This window comes from Ensifer adhaerens (assembly GCF_000697965.2).
GTDB classification, from domain to species: Bacteria; Pseudomonadota; Alphaproteobacteria; order Rhizobiales; family Rhizobiaceae; genus Ensifer; species Ensifer adhaerens.
Window position 1 is genome coordinate 1,416,024 of the sequence record NZ_CP015881.1, and the last position, 16,966, is coordinate 1,432,989.

At 64.6% G+C, this 16,966-nt stretch carries 14 protein-coding genes and 1 riboswitch; of the genes, 7 read left to right on the plus strand and 7 right to left on the minus strand.

What is annotated here, in order from left to right; genetic code table 11:
• The first annotated feature begins 68 nt into the window (after positions 1-68).
• The gene (locus tag FA04_RS26105) at positions 69-788 is read left to right on the plus strand and encodes a helix-turn-helix transcriptional regulator (protein WP_034805707.1); all 720 of its coding nucleotides are present in this window, start codon (positions 69-71) and stop codon (positions 786-788) included.
• Between the two features lie 79 nt (positions 789-867).
• On the opposite strand, the gene FA04_RS26110 is transcribed toward FA04_RS26105, so the two are convergent.
• A complete protein-coding gene (locus FA04_RS26110) occupies positions 868-2,193 on the minus strand; it encodes a dicarboxylate/amino acid:cation symporter (RefSeq protein WP_034805703.1) in 1,326 nt (441 codons plus the stop codon).
• A gap of 228 nt (positions 2,194-2,421) precedes the next feature.
• Here FA04_RS26110 and FA04_RS26115 point away from each other — a divergent pair, with 228 nt between their 5' ends.
• The 4 genes from FA04_RS26115 (at position 2,422) to FA04_RS36425 (ending at position 8,787) form a co-directional block, all read left to right on the plus strand.
• Positions 2,422-4,290: a sensor histidine kinase gene (locus FA04_RS26115; protein WP_034805700.1), complete on the plus strand. Its 1,869-nt coding sequence runs from the start codon at positions 2,422-2,424 to the stop codon at positions 4,288-4,290.
• A gap of 3 nt (positions 4,291-4,293) precedes the next feature.
• On the plus strand, positions 4,294-5,658 hold the full coding sequence (locus tag FA04_RS26120; protein WP_034805697.1) for a sigma-54-dependent transcriptional regulator: 1,365 nt from the start codon (positions 4,294-4,296) through the stop codon (positions 5,656-5,658).
• Positions 5,659-5,755: 97 nt separating this feature from the next.
• Positions 5,756-5,884: riboswitch (TPP riboswitch) on the plus strand.
• Between the two features lie 90 nt (positions 5,885-5,974).
• The gene (gene thiC, locus FA04_RS26125; protein ID WP_034805694.1) at positions 5,975-7,798 is read left to right on the plus strand and encodes a phosphomethylpyrimidine synthase ThiC; all 1,824 of its coding nucleotides are present in this window, start codon (positions 5,975-5,977) and stop codon (positions 7,796-7,798) included.
• Positions 7,799-8,268: 470 nt separating this feature from the next.
• Entirely contained in the window at positions 8,269-8,787 is a 519-nt protein-coding gene (locus FA04_RS36425) for a hypothetical protein (RefSeq protein ID WP_156553071.1), read from the plus strand.
• 172 nt (positions 8,788-8,959) lie between these two features.
• Here FA04_RS36425 and FA04_RS26135 read toward each other — a convergent pair whose 3' ends face one another.
• Genes FA04_RS26135 through FA04_RS26145 form a run of 3 tightly spaced genes read right to left on the minus strand, consistent with a single transcriptional unit; the run spans position 8,960 to position 12,611 of the window.
• Complete coding sequence (locus FA04_RS26135) at positions 8,960-10,198, minus strand: Zn-dependent hydrolase (protein ID WP_034805688.1); 1,239 nt, start codon at positions 10,196-10,198, stop codon at positions 8,960-8,962.
• A 29-nt stretch (positions 10,199-10,227) separates the two neighbouring features.
• Positions 10,228-11,403, minus strand: a complete 1,176-nt coding sequence (locus tag FA04_RS26140) for a M20 aminoacylase family protein (RefSeq protein ID WP_034805685.1) — start codon at positions 11,401-11,403, stop codon at positions 10,228-10,230.
• A gap of 2 nt (positions 11,404-11,405) precedes the next feature.
• Positions 11,406-12,611: a diaminopropionate ammonia-lyase gene (locus FA04_RS26145; RefSeq protein WP_034805682.1), complete on the minus strand. Its 1,206-nt coding sequence runs from the start codon at positions 12,609-12,611 to the stop codon at positions 11,406-11,408.
• 155 nt (positions 12,612-12,766) lie between these two features.
• On the opposite strand from FA04_RS26145, the gene FA04_RS26150 reads away from it, so the two are divergent.
• The gene (locus tag FA04_RS26150; protein WP_034805679.1) at positions 12,767-13,249 is read left to right on the plus strand and encodes an Lrp/AsnC family transcriptional regulator; all 483 of its coding nucleotides are present in this window, start codon (positions 12,767-12,769) and stop codon (positions 13,247-13,249) included.
• Positions 13,250-13,298: 49 nt separating this feature from the next.
• On the opposite strand, the gene FA04_RS26155 is transcribed toward FA04_RS26150, so the two are convergent.
• Both FA04_RS26155 and FA04_RS26160 read right to left on the minus strand, forming a co-directional pair.
• The gene (locus FA04_RS26155; protein WP_034805676.1) at positions 13,299-14,111 is read right to left on the minus strand and encodes an anti-sigma factor family protein; all 813 of its coding nucleotides are present in this window, start codon (positions 14,109-14,111) and stop codon (positions 13,299-13,301) included.
• Positions 14,108-14,650, minus strand: a complete 543-nt coding sequence (locus tag FA04_RS26160; protein ID WP_034805673.1) for an RNA polymerase sigma factor — start codon at positions 14,648-14,650, stop codon at positions 14,108-14,110. Before FA04_RS26160 ends, FA04_RS26155 begins: the two co-directional genes overlap by 4 nt.
• Before the next feature lie 157 nt (positions 14,651-14,807).
• Here FA04_RS26160 and FA04_RS26165 point away from each other — a divergent pair, with 157 nt between their 5' ends.
• Positions 14,808-16,190, plus strand: a complete 1,383-nt coding sequence (locus FA04_RS26165; RefSeq protein ID WP_234798787.1) for a S8 family serine peptidase — start codon at positions 14,808-14,810, stop codon at positions 16,188-16,190.
• 24 nt (positions 16,191-16,214) lie between these two features.
• Here FA04_RS26165 and FA04_RS26170 read toward each other — a convergent pair whose 3' ends face one another.
• Positions 16,215-16,922, minus strand: coding sequence for a class I SAM-dependent methyltransferase (locus FA04_RS26170; RefSeq protein ID WP_034805671.1), 708 nt, complete (start codon positions 16,920-16,922; stop codon positions 16,215-16,217).
• Positions 16,923-16,966 lie beyond the last annotated feature (44 nt).

A 16,966-nucleotide genomic window follows, 5' to 3' on the forward strand; every position in this document is an offset into this window, starting at 1 on the left:
GCGATGCGGATCTTATACAGTCGGCCAACTGCCAGTTTTCGTCAGTAGGGTTCGTCTATCTTTCAGCCATGGCCCGTAGTGATCGTCTGTTCCGCCTGCTCCAGGCGCTGCGCACACTCCCCTCCCCGGCAACGGCGGCCCGCCTTGCCGAGGAAACCGGCGTGTCGTTGCGCTCGCTCTATCGGGACATCGACAGCCTGCGCGCCGCCGGCGCCGTCATCGATGGCGAGCGCGGCTTCGGCTACCGGCTGACGGAGGATATCGCCTTGCCGCCGCAAACCTTTACCCGCCTGGAGATCGAGGCGCTGGTGCTCGGCCTTGCCGAGGTGCAGCACATGGGCGAGCCGGATCTTGCCGCGGCGGCACGCGCCGTCCTTTCCAAGATAACGGCGACACTGCCCGATCGGTTGCAACGCCAGGCGCTTCATGCAGTCTCGCAGGTCTATCGCTTCGACAGGAGAGGGCCGCCAACCGTCGATGTCTCCCTGCTGCGCGAAGCCTCCTGGCAGGAATGCGCCGTCATCATCGGCTATGTGGATGCCTTGGGGCAGCGGACCGACCGGCAGGTTTTGCCGCTTGCCATCGTCTATCTGGAACGGGTTCTGGTGCTTCTCGCCTGGTGCTGCCTTCGAGAAGGTTACCGCAAGTTCCGCGTCGACCGCATCGTCGATATCAGCACGACGGAGGAGAGCTTCCGTCCGCGTCGGGTGCCGATGCTCCGGGAGTTCATCGGCTTCTTGAACGCTGGCGCGCCGGACACATCGAAGATGACGCTGAGCGGCCAATAGCCGCAAACGACGACGCGGCCCGTGTTGCCACGGACCGCGTTCGGACTGCTTTTTTGCAGTCATGCCTTGGGAGGCAAACTCATTCCGCCGGCTGCAAGGCCGGCTGCGGCAGCGCCTCCGGCGCACGGCCGCCAAGGACCGCGGCCATCTGCGCTTCATCCAGTTCGCCTTCCCACTTCGCAACGACGATCGTGGCGACCGCATTGCCGACGAAGTTGGTGAGCGCGCGGCATTCCGACATGAAGCGGTCGATGCCGAGGATCAGCGCCATGCCGGCGACCGGCACCGCCGGGACGACCGAAAGCGTCGCAGCCAGCGTGATGAAACCGGCGCCGGTGATGCCGGCAGCACCCTTGGAGCTCAACATCGCGACGAGAAGCAGCAGCACCTGATCGCCGAGCGACAGCGGGATATCCATCGCCTGGGCGATGAAGAGCGCGGCCAGCGTCATGTAGATGTTGGTGCCGTCGAGGTTGAAGGAATAGCCGGTCGGGATGACCAGACCAACGACCGAGCGCTTGCAGCCGGCCTTTTCCATCTTGCTCATCAGACCCGGAAGAGCGGCTTCCGACGAGGACGTGCCGAGCACCAGGAGCAGTTCTTCCTTGATGTAACGGATCAGCGCAACGATCGAGAAGCCATTGTAGCGGGCGACCGCGCCAAGAACGACGAACACGAAGAGGAAGGACGTGATGTAGAAGGTGCCGATCAGCATCGCCAGGTTGGCGATCGAGCCGACGCCGTATTTGCCGATGGTAAACGCCATCGCGCCAAAGGCGCCGATCGGGGCGGCCTTCATCAGGATGCCGACGAGCTTGAAGACCGGCAGCGTCAGCGCGTGCAGGAAGTCGACGACGGGCTCTGCCTTCTTGCCGACCATGGCAAGCGACAGACCGAAGAGCACGGAGATGAACAACACCTGCAGGATGTCGCCATCGGCAAAGGCGCCGACGAGCGTCGTCGGGATGATGCCCATCAGGAAGCCGGTGATCGTCTGCTCATGCGCCTTTTCGGCATAGGTGGTCACCGCCTTGACGTCGAGCGAGGCCGGATCGATGTGCATGCCGGCGCCCGGCTGGACGACATTGGCGACGATCAGGCCGATGATCAGCGCGAGCGTCGAGAAGGTCAGGAAATAGATCATCGCCTTGCCGGCGACGCGGCCGACCTTGGCAAGATCGGTCATGCCGGCGATGCCGGTCGCGACTGTCAGGAAGATGACCGGCGCGATGATCATCTTGACGAGACGGATGAAGGCGTCGCCGAGCGGCTTCAGCTCGGTGCCGAGCGACGGATAGAAATGGCCGAGCAGGATGCCTGCGGCGATCGCCACCAGAACCTGGACATAGAGATGGCGATAGAAAGGTGTCTTGCCGCGCGGTTCCGCGGATTGTTCGATAATCATGAGATCCTCCACTGGACCCAGTCCGGCGTCATGCCGGGCCTCCCGGGTCAATTTCCGATGCGCGACAGCGCGGGCTGTCATGAGGATGTCATTTGCAACGGTCGTGCCAGTTGGCCGCGGCAGGAACCAAGCCTTTGAATTGATGAGGATGTTTTGTGCAGGCGGCTCGGTGCGCACAAAGAGTTGAGCGGATTTCCGCACAAGCCATCTGGAAGACTGAGCGAAAAAATGCACAATTGGGCCATGTTCAACGCCCTGTCCGCCCCCCTCAATCTGGCAGATCTCGACCAGTCGATGCGCCGCACCTGGCTGGTCTTTGCCGGCCTTGCCGTCGCGCTGCTTGTCGCCGCGCTCCTGCTTGCCGGCGAGTACGGCCGAAGCCAGGCGCTCGAAACTGTCGATGCCCAAAGCCGGATCGATGCCAATCTGAAGGCCTCGCTGCTGCGCGCCGTACTCGAACGCCAACGCTCGACGCCGCTGGTGCTGGCCGACGATGTCGAGGTGATGGCAGCCCTTTCGACCCGCGGCACAGAGGCGCTGCAACGGCTGAACGAGAAGCTGCAGGCGCTGGCGACCAACACGGACGCCGCTGTCATCTACGTGATCGGCCCCGATGGCGTCGCCGTCGCTGCCAGCAACTGGCGCGAGCCGACGAGTTTCGTTGGCAACGACTATGCCTTCCGCGAATATTTCCGCATGGCGATGCGCGACGGCAAGGCCGAGCATTTCGCCATGGGCAACGTCAGCAAGCGGCCGGGCCTCTACATTTCGCGTCGGGTCCAGGGTCCTGACGGCCCGATCGGCGTCGTCGTCGCCAAGCTCGAATTCGACGATGTGGAAGCCGAATGGCTCGCCTCCGGCAAGCCGGTCTACGTCACCGACCGGCGCGGCATCGTGCTGATCACCAGCTTCCCCTCCTGGCGCTTCATGACGACCAGAACAATTCCACGCGACCGCGTCGCCGCCATCCGCGACAGCCTGCAATTTGGCGATGCCTCGCTGCTGCCGCTGCCCTTCCGCGACATCGAGCCGACCAGCGATGGCTCCAGCGAGTTGCGCGCACTGTTGCCGGGCGAAAGCGAACGTCGGTTCCTCCGGGTCGAAACCATGGTTCCGACCACCAGCTGGCGGCTGGAGCAGCTAGCACCGCTCGATGGCGCGATCTCGGCGGCAACCCGCGAGGCCCGGCTGATTGCCCTGGCCCTCCTCGCACCGCTGCTCGCTTTTACCGCGGTCCTCCTGCGCCGCCGCCAGACGCTGGCACTGGTGTCTGCGCGCGATCGCGCCGCGCGCGACGAGCTGGAGACCCGCGTGGCGGAGCGCACACATGACCTCAGCCTTGCCCGCGATCATCTCGAAACGGAGATCGCCGACCACCGGCGTACTGGCGAGAAGCTGCAGGCGGTGCAGCAGGAACTGGTTCAGGCGAACCGGCTGGCGATCCTTGGCCAGGTGGCGGCCGGCGTCGCCCACGAGATCAACCAGCCGGTCGCGACCATCCGCGCCTATGCCGACAACGCCCGCACCTTCCTCGAACGCGGCCAGCAGCAGACCGCGGTCGAGAACCTTGTCAGCATCGCCGAACTGACCGATCGGGTCGGCACCATCACCGACGAACTCAGAAGCTTCGCTCGCAAGGGCCGCTTCGTCGCCGAGCCGACGCCCATGCGCGACGTGATCGAGGGGGCGATGATGTTGCTGCGCAGCCGCTTTGCCGGCCGCATGGATGCGATCGTCATCGACCTGCCGGAAAATGGCCTCAGCGTCCTCGGCAGCCGCATCCGGCTCGAGCAGGTGCTGATCAACCTTTTGCAAAATGCCCTGGAAGCGCTCGGCACGCGCAGCGGCGCCGAGATCCGCGTGCGCTGCGAGGACGGTCCCTCCGGGACGGTTTTGCTCGTCGTTGCCGATAACGGCCCAGGCATTCCCCTGCACATCCACGAGGATCTGTTCACGCCGTTCAACACCTCGAAGGATGAAGGGCTCGGCCTCGGCCTTGCCATCTCCAAGGAGATCGTCGCCGACTATGGCGGCGATATCACCGTCGAAACCAGCGACAGGGGCACCGTCTTCACGGTTCGCCTGAAGAGGGCCTGAGCGATGCAGCCGACCGTCTATCTCGTCGACGACGACAACCATCTGCGCAAGGCGATGACGCAGACGCTGGAACTCGCCGGCCTCGCCGTTACCCCTTTTGCCAGCGCTGCCGAAGCGTTGAAGACGCTGGATGCGAATTTCGACGGCGTCGTCGTCAGCGATATCCGCATGCCGGGCATCGACGGCCTCGCCTTCTTCCGCCGCATCGAAGCTTTCGACGCGGATCTGCCGGTGATCCTGGTGACCGGCCATGGCGATATCCCGATGGCAGTGCAGGCGCTGCAGGATGGCGTCTACGACTTCATCCCCAAACCCTTTGCCGCCGACCGGCTGGTGCAGAGCGTGCATCGCGCGCTGGAAAAACGCCGGCTCGTGATGGAAAACCGCGCGCTGAAACGGGCCGCCGAGACGGCCGGCGACAACCTGCCGCTGATCGGCCAGACGCCGGTCATGGAACGTTTGCGCCAGACGATCCGGCACATTGCCGATACCGATGTCGACGTGCTCGTCGCCGGCGAGACGGGCAGCGGCAAGGAGGTGGTGGCGACGCTGCTCCACAATTGGAGCCGACGCCGCAACGGCAACTTCGTGGCGCTGAATTGCGGGGCGCTGCCCGAAACGGTGATCGAAAGCGAACTCTTCGGCCACGAACAGGGCGCCTTCACCGGCGCCTTGAAGAAGCGCATCGGCCGGATCGAGCATGCGAGCGGCGGCACGCTGTTCCTCGACGAGATCGAGGCGATGCCACCGGCGACTCAGGTGAAGATGCTGCGCGTTCTGGAAGCGCGCGAAATCACGCCGCTTGGCACCAACCAGGTTCGTCCGGTCGATATCCGCGTCATCGCGGCTGCCAAAATCGATCTTGGCGACCCGGCGCAGCGCGGCGATTTCCGGGAAGACCTCTACTTTAGATTGAATGTCGTAACGCTGTCGATCCCGCCGCTGCGCGAACGCCGAGACGATATCCCGCTGCTCTTCTCGCACTTCCTGACCCGGGCGGCCGAGCGCTTCAAGCGCGACGCGCCTGTGGTCACATCGGCCGTGCAGAGACATCTGATGACGCATGCCTGGCCGGGCAATGTGCGCGAGCTCTCGCACTTTGCAGAACGCGTGGCGCTTGGTGTCGAAGGTCCGCTGGGACAGCCGATTGCGCCCGCCGAACAGTCTGGATTTGCGCTCCCGGAACGGCTCGAACGCTACGAGGCGGAGATCCTGAAAGAGGTGTTGCGGGCTCAGCGCGGCGACGTCAAGGCGACGATCGAGGCGCTCGGCATTCCGCGCAAGACCTTCTACGATAAGCTCCAGCGCCACGGCATCAACCGTGCCGATTACGCCGAGCGGGCCGCACCGGAAAAGGCCGGCCGCTAGCGTCAAATCCGAATCCGCAAACACATGCAATAGGTGCATCTTTGTCGGCAGGCGAATTCACGCTTGACGACCCGGGCCGATCGATGGCTATGATCTAGGCATTCACCAGGGGGGTCCCGCAAGGGGCTGAGATTCTGCTGGATGGCCGGATTGCCGGCTGTGGCGCAGTGACCCGTTGAACCTGATCCAGTTCATACTGGCGTAGGGACGGTGCAGATATCGAAGCCAGGATTCCGTGCGTCCAGCATCTGGCGGAGCGTCTTTCATCCTTCCGGCATCAGAACTGGGTCTCCAATTGCAAACTTGGAGCCTTGTCATGAATATTGCCACCAAACCCGCAGCCCTCACGGTCACGCAAGGACCGCTTCCCGCCTCCCGCAAGATCCACAAGCCGGGCGTGCTTCATCCGGATATCCGCGTGCCGATGCGCGAGATTGCGCTCCACCCGACGTCGGGCGAGCAACCGGTTACGGTCTATGATTCCTCCGGCGCCTACACCGCCGACGACGCCGAGATCCGCATCGAGGACGGCCTGCCGCGGCTGCGCCGCAACTGGATCGTCGACCGCGGCGATGTCGAAACCTATGAGGGACGCGTGGTCCGCCCCGAGGACAACGGCTTTGTGAGCGGCGACAGGCTGACACCGACCTTCCCGTTCCAGCATGCGCCGCTGAAGGCCACGGGCGGCCGCGCGGTGACCCAGCTTGCCTATGCCCGCGCCGGCATCATCACGCCGGAAATGGAGTTCGTGGCGATCCGCGAAAATCTCGGCCGCGACGCGGCGCGTGCGAAGGTCCGGGACGGCGAAAGCTTCGGCGCCCACATCCCCGATCACGTGACACCCGAATTCGTGCGCCAGGAAATCGCCAGCGGCCGGGCGATCCTGCCTGCCAACATCAACCACCCGGAATCCGAGCCGATGATCATCGGCCGGAACTTTCTGGTGAAGATCAACGCCAATATCGGCAACTCCGCCGTCACCTCGTCGATGGCGGAAGAGGTCGAAAAGATGGTCTGGGCGACGCGCTGGGGCGCCGACACCGTCATGGACCTTTCGACCGGCCGCAACATCCACAACATCCGCGAATGGATCATCCGCAACTCACCGGTTCCGATCGGCACCGTGCCGCTTTACCAGGCGCTGGAAAAGGTCAACGGCATTGCCGAGGACCTCACCTGGGAAGTCTATCGCGACACGCTGATCGAACAGGCTGAACAGGGCGTCGACTATTTCACCATCCATGCCGGCGTCCGGCTGCACTACATCCCGCTCACCGTCGATCGCGTCACCGGCATCGTTTCGCGCGGCGGCTCGATCATGGCCAAGTGGTGTCTGCATCACCATCGCGAGAGCTTCCTTTACGAGCATTTCGAGGAAATCTGCGACATCTGCCGCGCCTATGACGTCTCCTTCTCGCTCGGCGACGGCCTGCGCCCCGGCTCGATCGCCGATGCCAACGACGCGGCACAATTCGCCGAACTCGAAACGCTCGGCGAGCTCACCAAGATCGCCTGGGCCAAGGATTGTCAGGTGATGATCGAAGGCCCCGGCCACGTGCCGATGCACAAGATCAAGGAGAACATGGACAAGCAACTCGCCGTCTGCGGCGAGGCGCCGTTCTACACACTCGGACCGCTGACGACGGACATTGCGCCCGGCTACGACCACATCACGTCGGGCATCGGCGCGGCGATGATCGGCTGGTTCGGCACCGCCATGCTCTGCTACGTCACGCCGAAGGAGCATCTCGGTCTTCCCGATCGCAACGACGTCAAGGTCGGCGTCATCACCTACAAGATCGCCGCCCATGCCGCCGATCTCGCCAAGGGCCATCCGGCCGCCCAGGTGCGCGACGACGCGCTATCGCGCGCGCGCTTCGAATTCCGCTGGGAGGACCAGTTCAACCTCTCGCTCGACCCGGAGACGGCCCGTAACTTCCACGACGAGACACTGCCGAAGGAAGCGCACAAGGTCGCGCATTTCTGCTCCATGTGCGGCCCGAAATTCTGCTCGATGCGGATCTCGCACGACATCCGCGCAGAAGCGCAGAAGGAAGGCCTGGAGGCAATGGCCGCGAAATACCGCGAGGGCGGCGACCTCTATATGCCGGTGGAAGGGGCGGCTGGCGCGGCCGAGTAGACGACAGAGACTCGTTGAAGGGGCCAGTCACGGCCCCTTCAGTTCACTCAGGGCTCCGCCTCCCGCCTCGGAAGCGGAAGCGGCGATCGCCAAGGCTCTCCTCCTCCGTCATGCTTGGGCTTGAGCCGAGCATGACGGAGGGTGGGAGGCGCGCCAACGACCCCGTTCAATCAACAAACATGCAACGTCCTCTGTCCCTCTCGCGACGCCTCAGCGATGAGGGCGATCATCTGTATGTCGTGGCCGCCGCCAGAGGCCCGCACCTTGCGCTCCGTGTCGCCCGTCCCCCCAATTGCTTGTCCCCACATCGATTGAACGATATGCAAGGCGCACGCAAAAGTCGCTGTCGGCGAAATTCATTCGCGGCGGGCAGCCGAACTGTACCCGCGCAAAAGTCCTGCAGGACGACGCAAGAACGCCGTTTGCACAAGGAGAATGACTTGAGGACATGCCTGTTGAGACTGACGGCCTTGTCCATAGGAGCCCTTGCAGCATTCGGCGGAGATCTGCCGCGCCTCAACGGTGACCGGGGCTTTGCCGGGGGCCTTTCCTGGATTTCCGCTGCCCATGCGGACGACGCCGATGCCGGCGGCACGAATGGTGAAGGTGCCGCGGGCGGCAGCGACCAAGGTAGCGAAAACGTCGGGAGCGGCGGAAGCAACGGCACAGAGGGTGGCGGCGATTGGGGCTCCGGCGATGGTAGCGGCGTGGGCGGCGAGCCCGGCGGGACCGGGGCTGGCGGTGGAGGCGGCGTCATCGACGGAAGCGGCCTGAGCGGCGGAGACAGCGAGCGCCACTCATCCTCTTCGCGCGACGGGCGGGATTACGGACCAACCGGCAGCGTATGGTACGGCGGCAGCAGTTTCCTCAATCTTTTTCGCCGGACACCGGAAGAGCCTCCCGAGGGGAGCGGGCCAGAGTCTTCCACCCGGCAGAAGAGCGATGCGGGATCCCGCAAAAGCGCGGGTCACACCAGAACAGAGCCCTGAAGAGATGTCTGCTTCGTCGCGCCGAAGGATGCCGTGTGCTGTTTATCGCGGACATAGAAGCGTCTGCGCCTGGATGCTTGGGCCAAGCCCTGGCATACCGGAGCAGCGGGAGGCGCGCTATCGATCCCGTTCGATCAACGAACGCGCAACGTCCCTATAGCCCTATAGCCCTCTAGCGACCACTCACCATCCGCTCGACCACATCGAGCAGCACGTTGGCGCCGGCGACCAGATCATCCGGCTCCGTGTGTTCGCGCGGATTATGGCTGATGCCGTCGCGGCTCGGAACGAAGATCATCGCCGTCGGCGCGATGCGGGCGATCATCTGGGCGTCATGACCGGCGCCCGAAGTCATGCGCCGGCTCTTGAGGCCTCGCGCCTTCGCCGAAGCCTCGACCGCTGCGACGATGCCCTGATCGAAGGCGACCGGCTGGAAGCGTGCCAGCCGCTCGACCGAGATCGTTACCCCCTCTTCCGCGCCGATGCGCACCAGAAAGTCCGCAAGCGCCGCTTCGAGCGCCTGCAGCCGATCCTCGTCCGGATCGCGCAGATCGACGGTGAAGGCGGCACGCGATGGGATGACGTTGATCGCGTCGGGCTCGAAACGCATGGTGCCAATGGTCGCGACACTCGGCGCGTTCGACCGGGCAATATGCTCGCGCAGGAAGAGGCCGACACGCGCGGCCGCGAGACCGGCGTCGGAACGCATTGCCATCGGCGTGGTGCCGGCATGGTTGGCGACGCCATCGATCGTCACGCGCTGCCAGGAAATGCCCTGCAGGTTCTCGACGGCACCGATCGAAAAGCCCTCGCGCTGCAGCACCGGCCCCTGCTCGATATGAAGCTCGACATAGGCGTGGGGCTTGAGGAACCCCGGCTCGATGTTGCCGGCATAGCCAATCCGCTCGAGTTCCTCGCCCAGCGACGAGCCATCCGTGCCGATGGTCGCGAGCGCTGCGTCCAGCGGCAGGCCGCCGGCATAGACGAGCGAGCCGAGCATGTCGGGCGCAAAACGCACGCCCTCCTCATTGGTAAAGGCGGCAACGACGATCGGTCGGGCCGGCGTCACGCCACGGTCCTTCAGCGTCTCGATTACTTCGAGCGCGGCGAGTACGCCGTAACATCCGTCATAGATGCCGGCATTGATGACCGTATCGATGTGCGAGCCGAGCATGATCGGCGCTTCGCCGCTGTTTTCCTCGCTGCGCCAGATGCCGAAGATGTTACCAATCTGATCCACGGCCACATCGAGGCCCGCCGCCTCGATCCAGGCGACGAGGCGGTTGCGGCCGGCCTTGTCGTTGTCGGAGCCGGCCAGCCGGGTCAGTCGCCCTTCTGCATCGCGACCGATTTCGCCAAGCTCGCGGATGCGCCCGATGAGGCGCGCGGCGTCGATGGAAGGAAATGACATGTTATTCCTGCTTTCATGCGGATTTTGGTTCATGGCCGGCTATCAGCCAACGCCAGTCTCTGCCGGATAATCTCGGCGTGATAACGCGCGCCGAAGATCAGGGCGTCGTCGTTGAAGTCGTAACGCGGATTGTGCAGCGGCGCCGATGTCTCGCCATTGCCGATGAAGACGAAGCAGCCCGGAACGTGCTCAAGGAAGCGTGCGAAATCCTCCGAGCCGGTCATCGGCTCGGCGGCCGTTGCGACATTCCCGGTCCCGAACACCGTTTCTGCTGCGGCAAAGGCGTGGCCGGTCAAGGCCGGGTCATTGATCAGTGGCACGAACTCGCGCGTGTAGTTGACCTCGACCTCGCAGCCATAGGCATCCGCCGTACCCTTGGCGATCACCCGCATCTCCGCTTCGATCCTGGTGCTGACCTCCGGGCGGAAGCTGCGGGCATCGCCGAGGATGCGGGCGAGACCGGGCAGCGCGTTGCGCGTGCCGTCGGTCAAAAGCTCGGTGACCGAAACGACACCGATATCCGTCGGCGAGAGGCGGCGCGACACGATCGTCTGCAGATTGACGACGGTGGCGCAGGCGGCGACCAGCGTCTCGTTACCCCAGTGCGGCCGCGCCGCGTGCCCGCCGACGCCTTTGAGCACGATCTCGAAATTGTCCTCCGCCGACATGATGGCGCCGACGCGGGTTTCGAAACGGCCGACCGGCAGCCCCGGCATGTTGTGCAGGCCGTAGATTTCGTCGAAGGGAAAACGTTCCATCAGTCCGTCGTCGAGCATCGCCAGCGCGCCCTTGCCCCACTCCTCGGCCGGCTGGAAGATAAAGCATGCGGTACCATCGAAGCCGCCGTCTTCGGCGAGCATCTTGGCGGCGCCAAGCAGCATGGCCGTGTGACCGTCATGGCCGCAGGCATGCATGGTGCCGGGCTTCGTCGAGCGATAGGGAAGCTCTCCCTGTTCCGGTATCCGCAGCGCATCCATGTCGGCCCGAAGCGCTATGGCGCGGTTGCCGCTGCCGCGTTTCAGCCGACCGACAACGCCGGTACCACCGACACCTTCCACCACCTCGTCGAGCCCGAATTCCCTGAGCTTTGCCGCAACGAAGGATGAGGTGCGTTGTTCCTCGAAACCGAATTCCGGGTGCGCGTGCACGTCGCGGCGCCAGGCGGTCATGTCCTTCACAAGCCGGTCAAAATCCATTCCCGCCATGGTCATCCTCTTTCGTTCGATGTGTTGGCGACGGTCTCGGGCGACAGGCCGACCAAGGCAGCATAACGCTCTGGGTCCGTCGCACCCTCGGTATTGATGACGAAGACGCGCGACTGCGCGGTCAGTCCGAGCGTTTCCCGCAGCGCTGGATCGCGGGCAACCGAAAGCAGCCCGGCCAGGCCGACGCCGCCGCTTTCGCCGGACACGATCGCCGGGTCAGAGCCTGTCGGCCGCGCAAGCCGGTTCATCACCGAAACGGCATCCTCCTCGTCGACGGTCATGAAGGCATCGGCGACGCGCGACAGGATACGCCAGGCGACAAGCGACGGCTCGTAGCATTCGAGCATCGCCATGATCGTCGGCTCGCCATGCGCCACCTTGACCGGATGTCCGGCTCTGGCGCTTTCGTAGAGGCAGGCGGCGCGCGCCGGATCGACGACGACGAAACGTGGACGCTCTGCGCCATAACGTAGCGCCAGATGCCCCGCGGTCGCCGCCGCAATGCCGCCAACGCCCGCCTGCACGAACACATGCGTCGGAGGCTCTTCCATCTGCCGCAGCGCCTCGCTCAGCAGCGCCGTGTAGCCCTGCATCACCAGGCCGGGAATGTATTCGTAGCCCGGCCAGGTGGTGTCCGAGACGACGGTCCAGCCATTTTCGTCACAGACCCGCGCGGCCTCCCGGACGGAATCGTCGTAGGTCCCGGCAACGCGGACGATCTCCGCGCCATAGGCCGCGATCGCCTCGATGCGCGTTTCGCTGACGCCTCCGTGCACGAAGATCACCGCTTTCGCGCCGACAAGCCGGGCGCCCATGGCAACCGAGCGGCCGTGATTGCCATCGGTGGCGCAGCCGAAGGTCTGGGCGGCGGCAATTGCCCGAACCTCTGGCCGGTCGAGATCGTCGAGATCGATGCTGCGACCGAGACGCCGTTCCGCCTCCTCGACCACCAGCCGGATCACCGCATAGGAACCGCCAAGCGCCTTGAAACTGCCGAGACCCAGGCGTTGGCCTTCGTCCTTGACGAAGACGCCCGCAATACCGAGTTCGTCCGCCAATGCGGGCAAGGCATGAAGCGGCGTCGGCCGATGGTCGGGGCGGCGCGCAAGCTGCTGCTCGACACGGGCGGCGGCGGCAAGCGACAGCATGTCGGCATCCGCGGGCAGTAGCGAGTGGCCGAAATCGGCATGGGAATTGGCGAGAAACATGGTGCAATCTCCGTAGACCACGAAAATCTATTTCATCGTTGCCGAGAAATGCGCTCTAAATGGCCGTCGAGAATGCAAGTTTGTAAAGTTAATGGGGTGCCGTGGCGTGGGGTTCCACCTTCAGGGCCCGGAGAGCAGGAACCGAAAGGCACTGGATGGCACCGTCGAAAAAGCCACAGGTCGAACTGGATCGCTTCGATCTTGCGATTCTCGCCATCCTGCAGAAGGACAATACGACGCCGCAGCGCCAGATCGGCGAGGCGGTCAATCTGTCGGCGCCCGCCGTCCAGCGGCGGATCAAGCGCATGGAAGAAACCGGCGTCATCCGCGCCAATGTCGCGCTGATCGATCCGGTCAGCGTCAATCAGGCGCTGACGATCCTGGTGGAGGTGGAGGTCGAAAGCGAGCAGATCGCCCTGCTCGATGCGGCCAAGGCGGCATTCACGGCGGCACCCGAAGTGCAGCAATGCTACTATGTCACCGGTGACGTCGACTTCATGCTCGTCGTCATCGTGCCGACCATGGCCGACTACGAGGCCTTCACCCGGCGCATGTTCTTCGGCAATGCGAACATCAAGCGCTTCCGCACCTTCGTGACGATGGATCCGGTGAAGGTCGGACTTTCGGTCCCGCTCTAGGACAAGTCCGGAAGCGGCGCAGCGATTGCCCGACGTTGGAATTCACGGTCTATTTCGTGCCGGAGAGCGCCTTCTTCTCGGCGTCCGCATCGAGCGGCTGCCCGGCGCCGATCGACGTCAGAAAAGCATCGACGGTCTCAAGCGAAGAGGCGGGCGCATAGCCGTCTCCGCCTTCCGGCCTAGTGACGGCGAGCCGCGTCTGCCAGGTCGACGCCTTGCGGCAGGCGACCGACACCAGACCGGGCTCACCGGGCTGGGCGAGTTCGTATTCGCGGCAGAGCTGCCCCGAGCCGAGCTCGAAGGCCGATACCAGCCGGACCGTCCCCTGCCCTTCTCCAACGGCGACTTCGTCTCCCGAAGCCGCCTTGTCAAGGATGGCGGAGAGCGCCGGGCCGACAGTGCCGGCCACCTGCATCGCGCCCGGCACCCCGCCTGGATCCGCCAGCCCACCGCCGCGAAGCAGGTAGCCGCCAGCGCCGCCGACGACCACCAGCAGCGACGCTGCCAGCGCCATCAGAAACCGCGAGGGGCTACCGTTCGGCGACGCCGGCTGATCCGCAGGGCGCCGGAAGGCCACGACATTATCGCCGGCTGCAGCCGGTGCGTCCGCCGCGCGCGCTGCGTCGCCCGCGGCCGCCGCCATGGCCCGCACCTTAGCGACCAGTTCGTCCGGCACCGGCTCGTCGAGCACCGGCTTCAGCGCCTCGCTTGCGGCGGCGCGCGTTTCCATGAACATCGCCACGCGCGCCATCAATTCGTCGTCCGTTTCCAGCGCCGCCTCGACACGGCGCATTGTCGCCTCGTCGAGTTCGCCGTCGGCGAACGCCATCAAGATCTCATCGCTGAATTCCGTGTCGCTCATCTTGTCCCGCCTCTCATGTCCTGTGAACGCGCGACCGGCGGTTCTATTCCCGTTGCCTCCGCAAGATTTTTACGCGCCCGGGCGAGCCTGCTCATGACGGTTCCGATCGGAATGCCGAGAACTTCGGCTGCCTCCTTGTAGGAAAGCTCCTCGACGCAGGTGAGGATCAGTACCTCGCGCTGTTCGAGCACCAGGCCGTCGATCGCAGCCGCCACGCTCTTCAGCGCCATGCGCGCCTCGCTCCCGGCCTCGCCCGAAGGAACGGCGAGTTCGGCCTGCGCCTCGATCTCCTCCGTCGGGCCGGCGGTCTTCTGCCGGCGCAGCTGGTCGATCCAGAGGTTGCGCAGGATGCGGAACATCCAGGCGTCAAAGCGCGTGCCTTCCTCGAAGCGGTCCGAACCGGCTAGCGCCTTTTCGCAGGCCGCCTGCACCAGATCGTCGGCCACGTCGCGCGACCGGCAAAGCGAAATGGCAAAGCGGCGCAGGTTCGGCAGAAACGCGACCAGGCGCTCGCCGAAGACGATGGTCGGATCCGTCATCGGGCGTTCCTTTTGGCGCTACCCTTCGTCACCGGTGGAATAATTTGTCCATTCATCCGTTGAGCGTTATGGGAACTACACCCGAAAGTCACCACTTATGGTCCGTCCGTTCACGGTAAGCTTTCGTTTTCGGATGCCGCTACACAAGGAGAAAACCTTGAAAAAACGCCTGTTTCGACTGACCGTCCTGTCGTTGTGCGGCCTGGCAACCGGTGCTGGGGATCTCTCCTTTGGCGGTAGTAACGATGGCAATTCAACCGTTCGCTTTGCCCCAATCAGTCAGGCCCAGGCGGACGACGACGATGACGATGGTGGCGGTGGCGGTTCGTCCCGCGGCTCAGGCGATCGCGACTCAAGCAACACCTGGCGGGGAGGCGGCAATCTGCTCGATCTCTTCCGCGGGACGTCGGAGCGCCGCGTCGTGCGCCAGCGTCCGGCAGCGCGCCGGGCAACGCATGTTCCCGGTGAAATCATCGCGCTCGGTCTCAACGATGCCGCTATCCAGCGCCTTGCGGAAAGCGGCTTCACAGTGCGTGCACGAGAGCCGCTCGGGCTTTCGACGACAGAGATCGTCAAGCTCGGCGCCCCCCGCGGCATGACGCTCGAGGATGCCCGCCGGCAGGTCGCGGATGCGACGCCCGGAGCAATCGCCGATCTCAACCACTATTTCGAGCCGAACGAAGGCACCGCCTCACCGGCTCCCTGTGCCGACGGCGGTTGCGCGCTCGTTCGCACCGCCATCGGCTGGCCCGACGCCGGCGCCGCGTGCCCGGCTGCCGGTCCGATCGGGCTGATCGACACGGCGATCAACCCCGCCCATCCCTCACTGAAAGACGTCAGGCTCGACATCGTCAGGCTGGCGGAGGAAGAGGCACCGGAATCCGGCCGCCAGCACGGAACCGCGGTCGCAGCTCTCATTGCCGGGCGGAAGGACAGTCGCGCGCCGGGCCTGCTCGGCAATGCCCACCTGATCGCCGTCGACGCCTTCCAGCGTAAGGGCGGCGAGAGCGATATCGCCGAGACCTACGATCTGGTACGCGCCATCGATCTCCTGGCCTCGCGCAAGGTCGCGGTCATCAACATGAGCCTCTCCGGGCCACACAATCTGCTGCTCGAAAAGACCGTCGCGCTCGTAGCCGAGCGAAACATCATCCAGGTGGCGGCGGCAGGCAATGACGGCCCGCGGGCTAAACCCGTCTATCCCGCCGCCTATCCGGCGATGATCGCGGTCACCGCGGTCGACCGCAACTTCAAGCCCTATCGCCGCGCCGGGCGCGGCGACCATATCGATGTCGCAGCACTCGGCACGAGTGTCTGGACGGCAGCCTCGATCGAGGGGGCAGCGCCCAAGACCGGCACATCCTTTGCCGCCCCCTTCGTCACGGCTGCCTCCGCCATTCTCAGGGCCTCGCATCCGTCGCTGTCGGCCCAGGAAGTTGCAAAACTCGTCACGGAGACGGCGCAGGACCTCGGCGCGCCGGGCAAGGATCCCGTGTTCGGCTGGGGCGTTCTCAATGCCCGCGAGCTCTGCCGCTCGTAGCAGCGTCGAGCGGGCAGCACTGAACTACGGCTTTTGCCAATCCATGACCAGGAACGAGGGGACCCTTCTAAAGAGGTCCCTTTGTTCCGGTTCGCCGCCACGCGGCAATGGTTCGTCGAAATAGCGCAACTGCAGGCCCGCTCCCAGCAACAGCGACATGTAGGTGCTGAGCGGCCGGTGCCAGTTCATGACCCGAAGATCGCCCCAGCCGATCCAATCGGACCGTTCATCCATGTAGTGGTCGATCATGAAACTGCGCTTGCCATCGCCGCCATCGCGCCAGCCGGTCGGGTTGCTGGCGCTGTAAAAGCTGGTCAGGTTCGCGATCAGCAGATGACCGCCCGGGCGGAGAACCCGGTTCATCTCGCCAACCGCCGCATCCAGATCGGCGATGTCGATGAGGCTGAGATAGGCAACGACCAGATCGAAAGTCTTCTCCGCGAAAGGCAGTCCTTCGGCCTGTGCGATGCGATAGTCACCATCGGGATGCAGACGCCTCGCCTGACTAACGAGCGACCCGGCGGGATCGATGCCGACGGTGCTCAGCCCCTCCGCCGTAAGCAGCCGGCAGAACCGCCCCTCGCCGCACCCGACATCGAGGACAGCCCTTGCCCCGCTTTGCCGCGCCCTTTCGAGCATGGGCGCATCGAGGACGAAGCGCCGCGCAAAATCCCCCTCGGCGCCCAGCCCGGAAATCCAGGCAGCCGCCGACTCCTCCCATCCATTTGACATTTTGCGTTTGGTCCTCGTGATCCGTCCTGCGTTTACGAAGACTG

Coding starts and splice junctions, on each gene's coding strand:
- FA04_RS26145 (WP_034805682.1), bottom strand. CDS start 12,611: ATGTTTCTCGCCAATTCCCATGCCGATTTCGGCCACTCGCTACTGCCC.
- FA04_RS26170 (WP_034805671.1), bottom strand. CDS start 16,922: ATGTCAAATGGATGGGAGGAGTCGGCGGCTGCCTGGATTTCCGGGCTG.
- FA04_RS26160 (WP_034805673.1), bottom strand. CDS start 14,650: ATGACGGATCCGACCATCGTCTTCGGCGAGCGCCTGGTCGCGTTTCTG.
- FA04_RS26140 (WP_034805685.1), bottom strand. CDS start 11,403: ATGGCGGGAATGGATTTTGACCGGCTTGTGAAGGACATGACCGCCTGG.
- thiC (WP_034805694.1), top strand. CDS start 5,975: ATGAATATTGCCACCAAACCCGCAGCCCTCACGGTCACGCAAGGACCG.
- FA04_RS26120 (WP_034805697.1), top strand. CDS start 4,294: ATGCAGCCGACCGTCTATCTCGTCGACGACGACAACCATCTGCGCAAG.
- FA04_RS26155 (WP_034805676.1), bottom strand. CDS start 14,111: ATGAGCGACACGGAATTCAGCGATGAGATCTTGATGGCGTTCGCCGAC.
- FA04_RS26115 (WP_034805700.1), top strand. CDS start 2,422: ATGCACAATTGGGCCATGTTCAACGCCCTGTCCGCCCCCCTCAATCTG.
- FA04_RS26150 (WP_034805679.1), top strand. CDS start 12,767: ATGGCACCGTCGAAAAAGCCACAGGTCGAACTGGATCGCTTCGATCTT.
- FA04_RS26135 (WP_034805688.1), bottom strand. CDS start 10,198: ATGTCATTTCCTTCCATCGACGCCGCGCGCCTCATCGGGCGCATCCGC.
- FA04_RS26105 (WP_034805707.1), top strand. CDS start 69: ATGGCCCGTAGTGATCGTCTGTTCCGCCTGCTCCAGGCGCTGCGCACA.
- FA04_RS26110 (WP_034805703.1), bottom strand. CDS start 2,193: ATGATTATCGAACAATCCGCGGAACCGCGCGGCAAGACACCTTTCTAT.